Raw genomic sequence first — 14,720 nt, 5'->3', positions numbered from 1 at the left:
GGGCCGGTTATTTCGGGCGGATGGTCAGCTGGTCGCGCACGTCCTGCACGCCGTCGATCTGCCTGACGACACCGACGGCCTGCGTGCGCTGCTGCTCGTCCGGCACGCTGCCGGTCAGCATCACGACGCCGTGACGCGTCTTCACGTGAATGTCGCCGGCCGACAGGCCGCTCGTGCCGACCAGCTCGGCCTTCGCCTTGGTCGTGATGGTCGCGTCGCGGATCTTCGTGCCGGTGCTCGAATGCGTCATCGACGACGATGACGACGACGACATGGATGACGATGCCGAGCCGTCGTCTCCGGCGGCGAACACGTTCGGCGCGACGGCGATACAGGCGGTGGCCGCGGCGATCGCGACCGCCATGCCGAGACGGCTGGCGGGATGACGGCGGAATCGCGGTGCGCGGGCTTGCAGCGGGAATACCTTCATCGTGACCTCCTATCGTGAGGCCGGCGTGGCCGGCGGACGTCCGGGTGTCGCAAATCGCGTGCCGCGCGCAACCGGCCGCATCCACGCGCGGCCCGCCGATCGGACGCCCTTTCATCCAACCCGTTGTAATTTTTTCGGCACCTGGGCGGGGCGTGCCGCCCGCAAAGTGACGGGCATGGCGATTGCCGCAGAGGGACGCAACGGGGCTCGCCGGCGCGGCCCCGACCTCGGGAGCAATACCATGCAAAGAATCGCGTTGATCAGTGAACATGCGTCACCGCTGGGGGTGATCGGCGGCGTGGACGCGGGCGGCCAGAACATCTACGTCGCGAACGTCGCGAAGCAGCTGGCCGAGCGCGACCTCGACGTCGACGTCTACACCCGCTGCGACGATCCGCACCTGCCGGAAGTCGTGCAGATCGGCCCGCGCATGCGCGTGATCCACGTACCGGCCGGGCCGCCCGCCGCCGTGCCGAAGGAACGGCTGCTGCCGTACATGGGTGCGTTCGCGGACTACATGACCGCGCGCATGCGGCGCGAGCCCGACCCGGTCGACGTGATGCACGCGAACTTCTTCATGTCGGGCGAGGCCGCGCTGCGCGTGAAGCAGCGTCTCGGGATTCCGCTCGTCATGACGTTCCATGCGCTCGGCCGCGTGCGCCGGCTGCATCAGGGCGCGGCCGACGGTTTCCCCGACGAACGCTTCGCGATCGAGGACACGCTCGCGCGCCGCTCGGACCGGCTGATCGCCGAGTGCCCGCAGGATGCGCTCGACCTGACCACGCACTATCGCGCCGATGCCGCGCGCATCGAGATCGTGCCCTGCGGGTTCGATGCGGGTGAATTCCGGCCGGTGCCGCGCGTCGATGCGCGTGCGCGGCTCGGCTGGCCCCACGATGCATTCGTCGTGCTGCAGCTCGGGCGGCTCGTGCCGCGCAAGGGCATCGACACCGTGATCGACGCGCTCGCGCGGATGCCACGTGACCCGAACCGGCCGACGCGGCTCTACATCGTCGGCGGCAGCCACGCGACGCCCGACCCGGCGCGCGATCCGGAACTCGCACGCCTCGCCGCGCTCGCGCACGACGCCGGCATCGCGGAACGCGTGACGTTCGTGGGCCGGCGCGAGCGCGACGCGCTGCACCTGTACTACAGCGCGGCGGACGTCTTCGTGACGACGCCGTGGTACGAGCCGTTCGGCATCACGCCGGTCGAGGCGATGGCATGCGCCGCGCCGGTGATCGGCAGCGACGTCGGCGGCATTCGTACGACGGTCGACGACGGCGTCACCGGCTACCTGGTGCCGCCGCGCGACCCGGCCGCGCTCGCCGGGCGGCTCGTGCAGCTGCGCGCGCAACCGGCGCTGTGCGATGCGCTCGGCCGGGCCGGTTATCTGCGCGCCCACCGCTTCTACACATGGCGCGGCGTGACCGATCGCCTCGTCGACATCTACCGCGACGTCGCGCATCCGCAACGTGCCGGCACGGCGGCCGGCAGCCGCCGCACGCCCGTCGCGACCACGCCGGGCGTACTCGCCCACCGCAAGGAGAATGCATGATGAAGGGCTACGATCGCAAACGGGTACTCGTCACCGGCGGCGCCGGGTTTCTCGGTTCGCATCTGTGCGAACGCCTCGTGACGGCCGGGCACGACGTGCTGTGCGCCGACAATTTCTACACGGGGGCGAAGGACAACATCGCGCACCTGCGCGATGCGCCGAACTTCGAGCTGATGCGGCACGACGTGACGTTTCCGCTGTACGTCGAGGTCGATGAAATCTACAACCTCGCATGCCCTGCGTCCCCCGTGCACTATCAGCGCGACCCGGTGCAGACGACCAAGACCAGCGTGCATGGCGCGATCAACCTGCTCGGCCTCGCGAAGCGCGTGAAGGCGCGCATCCTGCAGGCATCGACGAGCGAAGTGTACGGCGACCCCGACGTGCATCCGCAGGACGAGCGCTACTGCGGCCGCGTGAACCCGATCGGCATCCGCGCGTGCTACGACGAAGGCAAGCGCTGCGCGGAAACGCTGTTCATGGACTATCACCGCCAGTACGGCGTCGACGTGCGGATCGCGCGGATCTTCAACACGTACGGGCCGCGCATGCATCCGGCCGACGGGCGCGTCGTGTCGAACTTCATCACGCAGGCGCTGGCCGGCGAAGCGTTGACCGTCTACGGCGACGGCAAGCAGACGCGCTCGTTCTGCTATGTCGACGACATGGTCGATGCGCTGATCCGGCTGATGGACGAACCCGGCGACGCCTGCGAGCCGGTGAACCTCGGCAGCGACGACGAGATCGCGATGATCGACGTCGCGCGCGAGGTCGTGAGGATCGTCGGCGCGACGGTCGCGATCGAGTTCCGTCCGTTGCCGTCCGACGATCCGCGTCAGCGCCGGCCCGATCTCGACGCCGCGCACCGGCGCCTCGGCTGGCGCGCGACGACGCCGCTCGCGAGCGGGCTCGCGCATACCGCGCGGTATTTCATCCATCGGCAGGTCGCGAATCACACGCCGGGCGATCTCGTGCGCAGCACGCGGATCGCGTCGCACATGCTCGCGCAGATCAGCACACAGAACCGGCCGGGGGCGGCGACGTGAACGGCACGACGTGACACGACGCTGCGTCGTCGCGTGCCCGGGGCGACGGGCGCCGCGCATCAGCCGACGCGCATCAGCCGTCGCGCGTCGTCACGCGCGCGATCCGGCGGGCCAGCTCGCGCACGTCGACCGGCTTGCACAGATAGCCGTCGAAGCCCGCTTCGAGCGCGCGGCGTTCGTCGCCGAGGCCCGCGTGCGCGGTGACCGCGAGCACGCGCAGGTTGGGCGGGCTGCCGCCGTTCGCGCCGCCGCGGCGCAATGCATCGAGCAGCCAGAAGCCGTCGCCGTCGGACATCGCCAGATCGGACAGCACGACGGTCGGCTTCACCTCCGCGACGATGGCGAGCGCGTCACGGCCCGACGACGCGACCGCGACGACCGCACCGAGCGTCGCCAGCGCGGCGGTCAGGCTCGCACGCGTGGTCGGGTCGTCGTCGACGATCAGGATGCGCTGCGACTCGAGCATCGGCGTACCGCGCGCGACGTCATCCGGCGTGACGCTCCACGCCATCGCCCCCGCCGGCTGCCAGCCGGCCGGCAACGTCACGGTGAACGTGGCGCCGCGATTGCGGCCCGGGCTTGCGACGCTGACCGTGCCGCCGTGCAGCTCGGCGATATGCCGCACGATCGACAGGCCGAGCCCGAGCCCGCGCCGCGACGAGGCAGGCGACTCTTCCGCGCGGCGGAACATGTCGAACACGTACGGGATGAAATCCGGCGCGATGCCTTGCCCGGTATCGGCGACGGTCAGCATCGCGTGCCCGGCGTCGCGCGACAGCGTGACCGTCACCGCGCCGCCGGCCGGCGTGAATTTCAGCGCGTTCGACACGAGGTTCGACAGCATCTGCCGCAAGCGCTCCGCGTCGCCCGACACCACGCATGCGGACGTGGCGCAGTCGAATTCGAGCGCGATGCCGGCCGACGACGCGGCCGTCTGGAACGTGCCCGTCGCATCGGCGAACAGCCGCACCACGTCCACCGGCATCGAATCGATCCGCAGCTTGCCGGTCGCGAGCGACGATGCGTCGAGGATGTCGCCGACCATGCGCGTGAGCGAACGCGCGCTGCGATCGATCGCGTCGATCGCCTGCTGCTGCAATCCGTCTTCGCGCGAATTGCGCAGCACCTCGACCCAGCCGTAGATCACGTTCAGCGGCGTGCGCAGTTCGTGCGACACGGTCGCGAGCAATTCGTCCTTCAGGCGGTTCGACGTATCGGCCTGGTCGCGCGCGCCCTGCAGCGAGCGGTGCGCGCGAAGGTCGCGGCGGCGCTGCGCGCCGGTCTCGCGCAGCGTCAGCGACAGCGCGACGCTGGCGCGCAGGTCGCCGCGCACCGGGCATGCGGACACCGTTGCGCGAAAGCGCCGGCCGTCGCGGCGCACGCACAGCAGTTCGAGCGGGCCGACCGGTTCGCGCATCGCGTCGAACGTTTCGGCCAACGGATTGCGCTGCAGCCAGCGCATCGCGACGAGCGATTCGAACGGGCGCCCGTAGGCCTCGGACTCGTCGTACCCGAAGATCTGCTGCGCGGCCGGGTTCCAGCTGACGATGCGGCCCTGGCCGTCGACCCCGACGATCGCGTCCGGCGATGCCTCGACGACCGCGAGCTGCAGCCGCGACTTGTCGGCGCGTGCGCGCGCCACGCCGGCATCGCAGAACAGCAGCACCGCGCCGTCGATGTTGCCGTGCGCATCGGCGATCGGCGCCGCCGCCTCGGCGATCGGCACCGGCGTGCTGCCGGCGGCGCCGTGCAGCCAGTGCCGGTCGGACAACGCATGCACGCCGCCGAGCGCCCGCTCGAGCGGCGTCGCCTGCACGCGCCGGCCGTCGTGATCGAACAGGCGCAGCACGTCGCTCACGGGCCGGCCCGTCGCCTCGTCCACGCCGCAGCCTGCCAGCTCGGCCGCCACCGCATTCAGGTAAGTCACCCGGCCTTTCCCGTCGGTCGCGATCACACCGTGCGGCAGCGACTGCAGCACGGCTTCGAGCTGCCGCCGCGCGGCCGCGTCACGCCGGCGCGCGACGTCGTTCGTGAGCCGCGCGTGGTGCAGCATCGCCGCGCCCGCGCAGACCAGCATGCCGACCAGCAGGAAGACGAAGAGCTGCACGAGCCGGGCCGACAGCGGCCCGGTGTACGCGGCCGGATCGGACAGGAACAGCGTCCAGATCAGCAGCCCGCTGACCACGGTCGACACGATCCCGAACAGGAACGACGTCACCCAGGCCGCGCCGGCCAGCATCGGGTAGTACAGGATCAGCGACAGGTTCACGCCGCCGAAGCGGATCGCCAGCGCCTGCAGCACGGTGGCGATCGCGACGAACATCACGGCGGTTGCGTAATTTCCGACCTGCGGCCGTGCAAATTCAAACATCGGACACGCTCCTGCCGGCCCGCCGGCGGCGGCCGGCCACGCGCAGCCGGACGGGCACGTCACCTGCTCGGCCGCCTGTGCTGACCTGGGAGACCTTCATACCATGACCGCTCCGACACGCTGGCTCGTCGTCTCGCCGCACCTCGACGACGCCGTATTCAGTTGCGGGCAGCTGCTCGCGCAGGCACCGGGCTCGGTCGTCGTCACGGTGTTCGCGGGCATTCCGGAACACGGTACGGCCGCGCCGCCGTGGGACCGTCGCGCGGGATTCCGCACGGCCGACGACGCGATGCGCAGGCGCCGCGACGAGGACCGTCATGCGCTCGCGCTGCTCGATGCGCGGCCCGTCTGGCTCGACTTCCTCGACGACCAGTACGGCACGCCGGCCGCGTCGGCGGCAATCGCCGCGCGCGTGGCCGACGTGATCGACGCGCACCCGGGCTTCGGCGTGCTGGCGCCGGCCGGCCTGTTCCATCGCGATCACCTGCAGGTTCAGCAGACCGTGCTGGCGCTGCTGCGCGATCACGACCGGGCCGGCGACGCAGCGCGCGTGTGGCGCTTCTACGAGGATGTGCCGTACCGGCGGATCGACGGGTTGATGGCCCGGCGCGTGACCGGCTGGCGCGAGCACGGCTGGATCGGCCACCCGGTCGGCGCGCCGGCCGGCAACGGCATGGACACGGCGGCTGCGAAGGCCGCCGCCGTCGCCGCGTATGCGAGCCAGATTGCGCTGTTGGAGCCTCATATGCGTGCCGATCTCCGTGAACCCGAAACATACTGGCGGCTCGAATGCGACGGCACGTCCGCGTGACGCCCGCGCGTGTCGTGCTGCCGCCGCGCGAACCACGCGTGACCGCGGTGGTGCTGACCTGCCGGCGCTCGATGGAGCTCGCGCGCACGCTGGCGCGGCTCTCCGCGCTGCCCGACCGGCCGGCGATCGTCGTCGTCGACAACGGCTCGGACGACGCGACCGCGGCACTCATGCACAGCCGCTTTCCTCATGCGACGCTGGTGCATGCGCCGGCCAATCTCGGGGCCGCCGGCCGCAATCTCGGCGCGGCCGTCGCCCGCACGCGCCACGTCGCGTTCTGCGACGACGACACGTGGTGGGCGCCCGGCTCGCTCGCCGAAGCCGCGAACCTGCTCGATGCGTACCCGCATGTCGCGGCCGTCACCGCGCGCGTGCTGGTCGGCCCCGACCGGCGCGAAGACCCGACCTGCCGGCTGATGGCCGACAGCCCGCTCGATGCGCCCGTCGCGCTGCCGGGCCGCCCGATCCTCGGGCTGCTGGCCGGCGCGAGCGCATTCCGGCGCGACGCGTTCGTGGCCGCGGGCGGCTATCATCCGCGCTACTTCCTCGGCGGCGAGGAAGCGCTGCTCGCGCTCGACCTGTATCGCGCGGGCGCGTGGCTCGTCTATGCACCGCGTCTGACGGTTCATCATTACCCTTCGAAGCAACGCGACGTGCAGACGCGCGCGAGCGTGTCCGCCCGCAACGCGGTGTGGACCGCGTGGCTCAGATGGCCGGCCCGCGCCGCGCTCGCGCATACCGTCCGCATGCTGCCGCGCCTGTGGCGCGAACGCGGCATCGTGCCCGCCTTCGCGGGCCTGCCGTGGATCCTGCGCGAACGGTGCGCGCTGCCGCCGCACGTCGAACGCATGCGCCGCCGGCTCGACGACGACGCGCGTCGCCGCGCGGGCAGGCGCGCATGAGCGCGCCCGGCATGACATCAGGAGTCCGGTTTTTCCGCTTCGTCTTCCAGTTGCGCGAGCCGGTTGTAGATCGTCTTCAGGCTCACGTCCAGCACTTCGGCCGCCTGCGCCTTCCCGCCGCCGCATTTCGCGATCGTGCCGAGAATCAGCTTGCGGTCGACTTCCTCGAGCGGCGTGCCGAACGGCACCGTCACGCGATCCTCGTGCGCGTCGACCATGTTCGACAGTTCGTCCATGATCGGCGGCGGCAGCGTGTCGATCACGTCCGCGTCGGCGAAGATGCTCGCGCGCTGCACGAAGTTGCGCAGCTCGCGCACGTTGCCGGGCCATGCGTAGGACTTCAGCGCTTCGCGCGCGGCGGGCGCAAAGCGCAGATTGCGGCCGCTTTCCTCGTTGTAGTGCTGCAGGAACGCGTCGGCGAGCATCGGGATGTCGTCGCCGCGCTCGCTCAGCGACGGCAGCGGAATCGGGAACACGTTGATCCGGTGATAGAGGTCGGGCCGCAGCTTGCCGTCGGCCATCGCGGCTTCCGGATCGCGGTTGGTCGCCGCGACGATGCGCACGTCGACGTCGATCTCGCGCGTCGAGCCGAGCCGCGTGAGCCGCCCGGTTTCCAGCACGCGCAGCAGCTTGACCTGCGATTCGACCGGCATCTCGGTGATTTCGTCGAGGAACAGCGTGCCGCCGTCCGCGCGTTCGAAGAAGCCCTTGTGCTGCCGCTCGGCGCCGGTGAAGCTGCCGCGGTCGTGGCCGAACATCTCGCTCTCGACGAGATTCGCGGCGATCGCGCCGCAGTTCACCGCGAGGAACGGACCGCGGCGGCGCAGGCTCAGGTCGTGCACCGTCTGCGCGGCGAGTTCCTTGCCGGTGCCCGACTCGCCGGTGAGCAGCACCGACGCCTCGGTGCGCGCGACGCGACCGATCGCATCGTAGACGGCCTGCATCGCGGGCGAGCTGCCGAGCATCCGGCCGAAGCGGCCGAGACGCTTCAGTTCGGAGCGCAGTTCGGCGATTTCCTCATGCAGTGCGGTGGTGCGCGGCACGCGCGCGAAGATGCTGTTCAGCCGCTGCATGTTGATCGGCTTCACCAGATAGTCGGTCGCGCCGCGCCGCAATGCGTCGATCGCGGTTTCGAGGCTCGCGTGACCGGTGGTCAGCACCATTTCGCAATGCGCGCGCTTCGGCAACGCATCGAACAGATCCATGCCGTTGCCGTCCGGCAGCACGAGATCGCACAACACGAGATCGGGGGTGTGCGTCGAGACGAGCGTGCGCGCTTCCTCGAGGGTCGCGGCCGTGTCGCATGCAAGCTGCTGCGCTTGCGCGAGCGTCGCGAGCATCGTGCGCGTATCGGCGTCGTCTTCGACGATCAGGACATAAGGCATCGAAGCTCCTGGTGGGTGCGGCCCGGGCGCAAGGCGTCGGCCGAAACCGCGGCGGGCGTGCGATGCGGGGTACGACGCCGGAACCCGGCGGCACATCCGCACCGCACACGAATGAGCAAATTAGCTGTCCTGCAGTGACAAACGCGTGCCTAGAAGTATAGAAGAAGTGCGTCGTGCCTTCGCCGATCATCGAATAAATCTATCTGTCGTCGACCACCGCATTGCCAGATTCAATCCGGCGAAACGGGCATAAAAGGTATGCTTTCCACATGAAAAAATGATGCGTGGCGGTCATTTTTTCGCCTGCTCCTCGACGGTTTCGGTCAATACTTCCAACTCGATACACTCATGTCGAAATCCGACGATGACGGCGCGCGGCTGTTCGGCCGCTCGCCAACGATTCAGGACCTGCTGCTGAAGGTAGCGCGTGTCGCCGCGACGCGCGTCAGCGTCCTGGTGGTCGGCGAGAGCGGCGCCGGCAAGGACATCGTCGCGCGGCTCATCCACGACATGAGCCCGCGCCGGCGCGGGCCGTTCGTGCCCGTCAACTGCGGGGCGATTCCGAAGGACATCGCGGAATCCCATTTGTTCGGACATGAAAAAGGCAGCTTCACCGGCGCGATCGCGCAACATGTGGGCATGTTCGAAGCCGCGCGCGGCGGCACGCTGTTTCTCGACGAAATCGCGGAAATGCCGGCGGAATTGCAGGTGAAACTGCTGCGCACGCTGGAGACGAACACGATCGTGCGCGTCGGCGGTCACGAAGCGATTCCGCTCGACGTGCGGATCGTCGCGGCCACCCATCACGATCCGGTCGAGGCCGTGCGCAGCGGCCGGCTGCGCGAGGATCTGTTCTACCGGATCGCGACGATCGCGCTGCACGTGCCCGCGCTGCGGCAGCGCGAGGACGACGTCGGCGACATCGCGCTGCAGATCGTCGAGCGGCTGAATGCGCGGCATCGCACGCGCAAGCGTCTGTCGCTGCAGGCGATGAAGGCGCTGCGCGCCTATACGTGGCCCGGCAACGTGCGCGAGCTGCGCAACGCGCTGGAGCGCGCGTTCATTCTCGCCGACGAGCAGATCGAACTGCAGCTGCCGCGCCGCCAGCCGCCGCGCGAGGAGGTGCGTCACAACGCGATGACGCTCCATATCGGCACGACGCTCGCGCATACGCAGCAGCGCTTCATCGTCGCGTCGCTGCGCCATTTCAACGGCGACAAGCCGCGCACCGCGAAGGCGCTCGGCATCAGCCTGAAGACGCTGTACAACCGGCTCGCGCTGCTGCCCGAACACGAGCGCAACGCGGCGAGCGGCGCGGCTGCGCCGACGCCCGCCGCGGGCAGCGCAAGCGGCGCCAGCGGCACCGCCGGTGCCGACGGTGCGGCCGGCAGCCCGAGCGCGGGCATGCCGCCGGGCGCAACGAACCCGTAAGCGGGCCGCGCCGGCGGCCGCACGGTCTACGCCGCGACGTCGCACAACGCGCTGTCCCACTCGCGCACGAACCGCTCGATCCCGAACCGCTCGCACGCGTCGCGCTTCGCCGCCGCGCCCCACTCGCGCGCGAGATCCGGATCGCGGAGCAGCATGCGCATCGCGTCGATCAACACGGCAGGCCGCGTATCGGCGACCCCGTTGCAGCCGCTCCTCACGAGCTGCGCCATCTCCGTCGTTGCGAGCGCAACGATTGGCAGCCCGATCATCATCGCCTCGATCACCGCGAGCCCGAGGCTCGTGTAGCGGATCGGATTGAAGAAGAAGCGGTAGTGCGACAGGAACTGCGGGAGCGCCGGATTCGGCACCTCGCCGATGCCGCCGAGTTCGGCCGAGCCCATCCCGACCAGATCGAGCGGCACGCTGTGACGCACGGTCTCGAACAGGTCGGCGCCGAGACGCCGCCCGCGTCGCGCGAGGTGGTTCACGACCGTCACGCCCTTGGGCAGCGTGCCGCGATACTCGACACCGTCGGGCAGCAGCACGCCGTGCTCGATCACGCGCGTCGGCGTGACGCCGCTGTCCCACATCAGCGCGTTGAACGGCGTCACGTGCACCAGCAACACGTTCGGGTCCTGCACGGGGTGCAGCGTGTCGGTCGGGTGCTCGCGCGGCGGATCGTGTTCGACGAACAGCGCCGGCAGCGCGCGTTGCGCGTCGCTCAGGAGCCGCAACCGGTCGTGCGCGTAGTGATTGTGATGCTGGTACAGCACGCAGTCGAACTCGGTGTCGCGCACGCACTCGACGGGCACCTCGTACACGTTGTCGCCCCACGGCAGGTGCCCGACCCGACCGGCGTAACCGGGCGGATGCTGCGGCTTCGTCACGATGTAGAAATCGTGCGGCACCTGCGACAGGTAATACAGATAGTTGCCATGCACGTGCCAGGTGAGCACGCGCAAGCGCTTACGTGACATGACGTCTCTCCTCCGCGAGCAGCTTGCCCGCCCGCTCCATCACGTCGTCGACGCCGATCGCCGTCGCGCACTCGTGCCCGTACGGGCAGGTGTCGAACGCGCACGGCCGGCAGGCCGGATAGTGCGCGAGCACGCGATGGCGTTCGGCGTCGAGCGGCGCCCAGCGGGCCGTGTCGCTGCCGCATGCGACGACGATGCTCGGCGTGCCGAACGCCGCCGCGACATGCGACACGCCCGTGTCGTTGCACAGCACGAGCCGCGCGCGGCCGATCAGCGCGGCCAGCGCGCCGAGCGGCGTGCGCCCGCACAGGTTCACGCACGGCCGCGCGAGATGTTCGACGAACGCGCCGGCCAGCGCGAGTTCCGCGCGCGTGCCGGTCAACACGATCTGCCAGCCGTCGTCCGCGAGCTGGCGTGCCGCGCTCGCGAAACGCTCGACCGGCCAGCGCCGCGACGCCATCCGCGCGCCCGGATGAACGATCACGTAGCGGCCCGGATCGAGCGCATGCTCGTCGCACAGCACGTGCCACAGCGCGTAGTCGAGGCCGCCCAGCGGAAACTCCAGGTAGTCGCCCCAGTCCGGATAGCCGAGCTTGCGGGTCAGCGCCAGGTAGCGCGTGACCTCGGGCTCGCCGTCGCGCCAGACGAGCGCACAGTCGAGCGCGGTCGTGCCGCCGTCGGGCGGCACGAAACCGGCGGTGCGCGTCGCACCGAGCGACGCGACGATCGCGTTGGTCTGTACGCCGCTGCCGTGCAGCTGGATCGCGAGATCGAAGTCGCGCGCGCGGCATTCCGCGACGAACGCCTCGCGCGCGGCCGGCTCGGCGTCCGGCTGCTCGCCGAGGCCCGGCGCGCCGGGAAACGCGATGAAGTTGTCGATGTAGTCCGAGAAGCGCGATGCGAACTCGCGCGCCCACGGCAAGCCGATCAGCGTGATGCGCGCATCCGGCTCGCCGCGCCGCAGCGCGCGCAGCGCCGGCACCGCGCACAGCATGTCGCCGAGCTGCAGCGCGCGGAACACCGCGATGCGCATCGGACCGGACGACGAAACGGATTCGAGCATCATAGGAAGAACACCCGGAAGTGGAGCGCACCGCGCACGCGCCAGTACAGCGACACGGGCGGAATCGCGATCGACGTGACGATCATCTCGGCGACATGCGACGGCGTGAGCCGCGTGCCGCGCAGCCGCTTCGCGCAGAATGCGGCCGTGATCACGGCCCAGGCCGCCGCGCATGCGATGCCCGGCACGCGCCATCCGGCCGCGAAACAGCCGAGCGCGCCGAGCGCGAACAACACGGCCGCGTAGTAATTCCACGGCGGCATCGCGCGGATATGACGCCGGTAGGTCGCGCGATGCTTCTTGTACAGCAGCGCGTCGAAATACACCTTCGACTGCTGGCCGATGCTCGCGCCCCAGCGCGCGGGACGCACCGGATGCACGATCCGCGCGGCATCGACGCCGACGATCGGCCCCGCGTGCTCGCGCAGCGCGAACATCAGGTCGGCGTCCTCGCGCCAGGCGCGCGTGAAGCGCTCGTCGAACCCGCCGACGCGCTCCAGCGCCGCACGCCGCACGAAGCAGTTCGCGGTCGCGAATTCCGCATGCGCGAGGCCGGCCGCGTCGCGCTCGTGGTCGGTCGGGCGCGCTCGCAGCGGCACGTCGATGCGCCCGGCCGCGGCCGCCGCCGACGGTTCGGCCAGCAGTGCGGCCGCGCCGTGGCGCAGCCAGGTCGGATCGGGAATCGTGTCGTCGTCGGTGAACGCGATCAGCGCGCCGCGCGCGCTGCGCCAGCCGATGTTGCGCGCGCCCGCCGGCCCCTGCGTATCGGGTGCGGTCATGTAGCGGATCACCGGCACGTCGGTCACCCGCGCACGGCACGCGTCGACGGTTTCCCATGCGCTGCCGGCCGGGTCGTCGTCGACGACGACGATCTCGTAGGTGGTCGGATCGAACACCTGCGCGCACAGCGCGTCGAGGCAGCGTTCGAGCAGGCGGGGCCGCCGGTACGTCGGCACGACGACCGACACGACCGGCGGCAACTGCGTGTCGCGCATGTTCATCTCGGCTTCTCCAGCAGGAACGAACCGATCACGAGCGCGTCGAGCGGCGAAGTCCAGAAGCACTCGAGCGCGTCGCGCGGCGTGCAGACGATCGGTTCGCCGCGCGTGTTGAACGACGTGTTGACGAGCACCGGCACGCCGGTCAGCGCGTCGAACTCGGACAGCAGCGCGTGCAGCAGCGGATGCTGGTGTGCGTCGACGGTCTGCACGCGCGCGGTGCCGTCGATGTGGCGCACCGCCGGAATCGTCGCCTCGGCGCCGGGCGCGATGTCGTACACGAACAGCATGAACGGCGCGCGCAGCGGCGTGCGCCGCCCGCCGTTGAACCAGTGGTGTGCGTGGCTTTCGAGCACGACCGGCGCAACCGGCCGGAAGTCCTCGCGATCCTTGATCCGGTTCAGCTTGCGCTGCATGTCCGGATCGATCGGCGACGCGAGGATCGAGCGCGCACCGAGCGCGCGCGGCCCGAACTCCATGCGGCCCTGGAACCAGCCGATCACGCGGTTTGCCGCGAGCAGCGCGGCCGTCTGGCTGGCGACGTCCGCGAGCCGCCGGTACGGCAGCCGCGCTTCCTTCAGGAACGCCTCGATCGCATCGTCGCCGTATGACGGCCCGAGATACGCGTGATCCATCCGCCAGTCGCCGCGCATCCCGCGCATCCGGAAATCGGTCCACAGCGCGGCGCCGAGCGCGGTGCCCGCGTCGCCTGCCGCCGGTTGAACCCACACGTCGTCGAACGGGCCGCGATCGCGGATCTTCGCGTTCATCACGCAGTTCAGCGCGACGCCGCCCGCCATCGCCAGTTGCTGCTCGCCGCTCTCGGCCGCGAGCCAGTCGACCGCCTGCAGCGTCGTTTCCTCGAGCACCAGCTGCAGCGCATGCGCGATGTCGCAGTGATGCGGCTCGATCGGTCCGCCGCGCTCGCGCGGCGCGCCGAACAGCGCGACGAGATCGCCGTCGGCAACCTCGTAGCGCCCGTCGCCGTTGTAGCTCACCAGCTTGCGCATCGCGTCCGCGAACACCGGCTTGCCGTACGACGCGAGCGCCATCACCTTGTACTCGTCCGACGAATGCAGGAAGCCGAGGTAGCGCGTCACGCGCTCGTACAGCAGGCCGAGCGAATGCGGCAGGTTGACCTGGCCGAGCCGCCGGTACGACTGGCCGTCGAACACGCCGTAGCTCGTCGTCGCGCGTTCGCCGCGCCCGTCCATCGTCATCACCGCGCAGTGCTCGTACGGCGCCGCGAGAAACGCGCTCGCCTCGTGCGCGAGGTGGTGCTCGATGAAATGCCAGCGAAACGGCCCGTCGTGCGCGACGCCGCGAAAGCGCCGCTGCAGGTGGTGCGGCGCGCCGCCCGCGAGCTGGCGCGGCGCGTTCACGATCGACGACAGGAACAACGGATGCCACGGCGATGCGCCGTCGGCACGCCGCGCATGCGCGGACGGTGCGAGCGGCAGCGTCAGCTCGGGCGCGTCGCCGTGACGGTCCAGTTCGAGCCACGGATCGTACGAATACGCGACATGGTCGACGTCCGCGAGCGTGATGCCCGCTTCCGCCAGACAATAATCGATCGCGTGAAACGGCAGCTCCCAAGTCGAGAACGGCACCGGCCGCTTCGCGTGCTTCACGTGCGTGAAGCGTTCGTCCTCGGCCGCCGCGATCACCGCGCCGTCGCGCACGAGGCACGCGGCGCTGTCGTGAAAGGCGGCATTGATGCCGAGCGTATAGGTCGGAGCAGGCATGCG

Annotated in this window: 12 protein-coding genes; 5 read left to right on the top strand and 7 right to left on the bottom strand. The window is 70.3% G+C overall.

Annotated features, from left to right (window positions below; genetic code table 11):
- Nucleotides 1-7 precede the first annotated feature (7 nt).
- Nucleotides 8-430 carry a BON domain-containing protein gene (locus DID99_RS04190; protein ID WP_044843364.1) on the bottom strand — a complete coding sequence of 141 codons (423 nt, stop codon included), beginning with the start codon at nucleotides 428-430 and terminating at the stop codon, nucleotides 8-10.
- 241 nt (nucleotides 431-671) lie between these two features.
- Here DID99_RS04190 and DID99_RS04185 point away from each other — a divergent pair, with 241 nt between their 5' ends.
- Nucleotides 672-1,988, top strand: a complete 1,317-nt coding sequence (locus tag DID99_RS04185; protein ID WP_044843363.1) for a glycosyltransferase family 1 protein — start codon at nucleotides 672-674, stop codon at nucleotides 1,986-1,988.
- Nucleotides 1,988-3,034: a UDP-glucuronic acid decarboxylase family protein gene (locus tag DID99_RS04180; RefSeq protein ID WP_124666257.1), complete on the top strand. Its 1,047-nt coding sequence runs from the start codon at nucleotides 1,988-1,990 to the stop codon at nucleotides 3,032-3,034. The genes DID99_RS04185 and DID99_RS04180 overlap by 1 nt, the downstream gene beginning before the upstream one ends.
- Before the next feature lie 73 nt (nucleotides 3,035-3,107).
- Here the strand turns inward: DID99_RS04180 and DID99_RS04175 are convergent, their stop codons facing one another.
- The gene (locus DID99_RS04175) at nucleotides 3,108-5,405 is read right to left on the bottom strand and encodes an ATP-binding protein (RefSeq protein ID WP_124666135.1); all 2,298 of its coding nucleotides are present in this window, start codon (nucleotides 5,403-5,405) and stop codon (nucleotides 3,108-3,110) included.
- A gap of 103 nt (nucleotides 5,406-5,508) precedes the next feature.
- Between DID99_RS04175 and DID99_RS04170 the strand changes: the two genes are divergently transcribed.
- Together DID99_RS04170 and DID99_RS04165 are read left to right on the top strand one after the other, a co-directional pair.
- Nucleotides 5,509-6,216 (top strand): PIG-L deacetylase family protein, encoded by a 708-nt coding sequence (locus DID99_RS04170; protein WP_124666134.1) that lies wholly within the window; start codon nucleotides 5,509-5,511, stop codon nucleotides 6,214-6,216.
- Nucleotides 6,195-7,118 carry a glycosyltransferase family 2 protein gene (locus DID99_RS04165; RefSeq protein ID WP_124666133.1) on the top strand — a complete coding sequence of 308 codons (924 nt, stop codon included), beginning with the start codon at nucleotides 6,195-6,197 and terminating at the stop codon, nucleotides 7,116-7,118. The genes DID99_RS04170 and DID99_RS04165 overlap by 22 nt, the downstream gene beginning before the upstream one ends.
- A gap of 17 nt (nucleotides 7,119-7,135) precedes the next feature.
- Here DID99_RS04165 and DID99_RS04160 read toward each other — a convergent pair whose 3' ends face one another.
- Nucleotides 7,136-8,503, bottom strand: coding sequence for a sigma-54 dependent transcriptional regulator (locus DID99_RS04160; protein WP_124666132.1), 1,368 nt, complete (start codon nucleotides 8,501-8,503; stop codon nucleotides 7,136-7,138).
- A 348-nt stretch (nucleotides 8,504-8,851) separates the two neighbouring features.
- Between DID99_RS04160 and DID99_RS04155 the strand changes: the two genes are divergently transcribed.
- Nucleotides 8,852-9,934, top strand: a complete 1,083-nt coding sequence (locus DID99_RS04155; protein ID WP_124666131.1) for a sigma-54-dependent Fis family transcriptional regulator — start codon at nucleotides 8,852-8,854, stop codon at nucleotides 9,932-9,934.
- A gap of 26 nt (nucleotides 9,935-9,960) precedes the next feature.
- Here DID99_RS04155 and DID99_RS04150 read toward each other — a convergent pair whose 3' ends face one another.
- The 4 genes from DID99_RS04150 to DID99_RS04135 are packed head-to-tail and all read right to left on the bottom strand — an operon-like array spanning nucleotide 9,961 to nucleotide 14,717.
- On the bottom strand, nucleotides 9,961-10,911 hold the full coding sequence (locus tag DID99_RS04150) for a glycosyltransferase (RefSeq protein WP_124666130.1): 951 nt from the start codon (nucleotides 10,909-10,911) through the stop codon (nucleotides 9,961-9,963).
- Nucleotides 10,901-11,977: a glycosyltransferase family 9 protein gene (locus DID99_RS04145; protein ID WP_124521679.1), complete on the bottom strand. Its 1,077-nt coding sequence runs from the start codon at nucleotides 11,975-11,977 to the stop codon at nucleotides 10,901-10,903. Before DID99_RS04145 ends, DID99_RS04150 begins: the two co-directional genes overlap by 11 nt.
- Nucleotides 11,974-12,975 carry a glycosyltransferase family 2 protein gene (locus DID99_RS04140; protein WP_124570289.1) on the bottom strand — a complete coding sequence of 334 codons (1,002 nt, stop codon included), beginning with the start codon at nucleotides 12,973-12,975 and terminating at the stop codon, nucleotides 11,974-11,976. The genes DID99_RS04145 and DID99_RS04140 overlap by 4 nt, the downstream gene beginning before the upstream one ends.
- Nucleotides 12,972-14,717, bottom strand: a complete 1,746-nt coding sequence (locus DID99_RS04135; RefSeq protein WP_124570288.1) for a carbamoyltransferase C-terminal domain-containing protein — start codon at nucleotides 14,715-14,717, stop codon at nucleotides 12,972-12,974. Before DID99_RS04135 ends, DID99_RS04140 begins: the two co-directional genes overlap by 4 nt.
- Between the last annotated feature and the right edge of the window lie 3 nt (nucleotides 14,718-14,720).

Origin of the sequence: Burkholderia sp. Bp8986, assembly GCF_003854225.1 — a bacterium.
Classification (GTDB): domain Bacteria; phylum Pseudomonadota; class Gammaproteobacteria; order Burkholderiales; family Burkholderiaceae; genus Burkholderia.
The sequence above is the reverse complement of the archived record's forward strand: the minus strand, read 5'-3'. Positions and strand labels throughout refer to the sequence as shown.

What these genes read in the sequence shown, in the direction of transcription:
- DID99_RS04190 (WP_044843364.1), bottom strand. Translation starts at nt 430, where the DNA reads ATGAAGGTATTCCCGCTGCAAGCCCGCGCACCGCGATTCCGCCGTCAT.
- DID99_RS04185 (WP_044843363.1), top strand. Translation starts at nt 672, where the DNA reads ATGCAAAGAATCGCGTTGATCAGTGAACATGCGTCACCGCTGGGGGTG.
- DID99_RS04180 (WP_124666257.1), top strand. Translation starts at nt 1,988, where the DNA reads ATGAAGGGCTACGATCGCAAACGGGTACTCGTCACCGGCGGCGCCGGG.
- DID99_RS04175 (WP_124666135.1), bottom strand. Translation starts at nt 5,405, where the DNA reads ATGTTTGAATTTGCACGGCCGCAGGTCGGAAATTACGCAACCGCCGTG.
- DID99_RS04170 (WP_124666134.1), top strand. Translation starts at nt 5,509, where the DNA reads ATGACCGCTCCGACACGCTGGCTCGTCGTCTCGCCGCACCTCGACGAC.
- DID99_RS04165 (WP_124666133.1), top strand. Translation starts at nt 6,195, where the DNA reads ATGCGACGGCACGTCCGCGTGACGCCCGCGCGTGTCGTGCTGCCGCCG.
- DID99_RS04160 (WP_124666132.1), bottom strand. Translation starts at nt 8,503, where the DNA reads ATGCCTTATGTCCTGATCGTCGAAGACGACGCCGATACGCGCACGATG.
- DID99_RS04155 (WP_124666131.1), top strand. Translation starts at nt 8,852, where the DNA reads ATGTCGAAATCCGACGATGACGGCGCGCGGCTGTTCGGCCGCTCGCCA.
- DID99_RS04150 (WP_124666130.1), bottom strand. Translation starts at nt 10,911, where the DNA reads ATGTCACGTAAGCGCTTGCGCGTGCTCACCTGGCACGTGCATGGCAAC.
- DID99_RS04145 (WP_124521679.1), bottom strand. Translation starts at nt 11,977, where the DNA reads ATGATGCTCGAATCCGTTTCGTCGTCCGGTCCGATGCGCATCGCGGTG.
- DID99_RS04140 (WP_124570289.1), bottom strand. Translation starts at nt 12,975, where the DNA reads ATGAACATGCGCGACACGCAGTTGCCGCCGGTCGTGTCGGTCGTCGTG.
- DID99_RS04135 (WP_124570288.1), bottom strand. Translation starts at nt 14,717, where the DNA reads ATGCCTGCTCCGACCTATACGCTCGGCATCAATGCCGCCTTTCACGAC.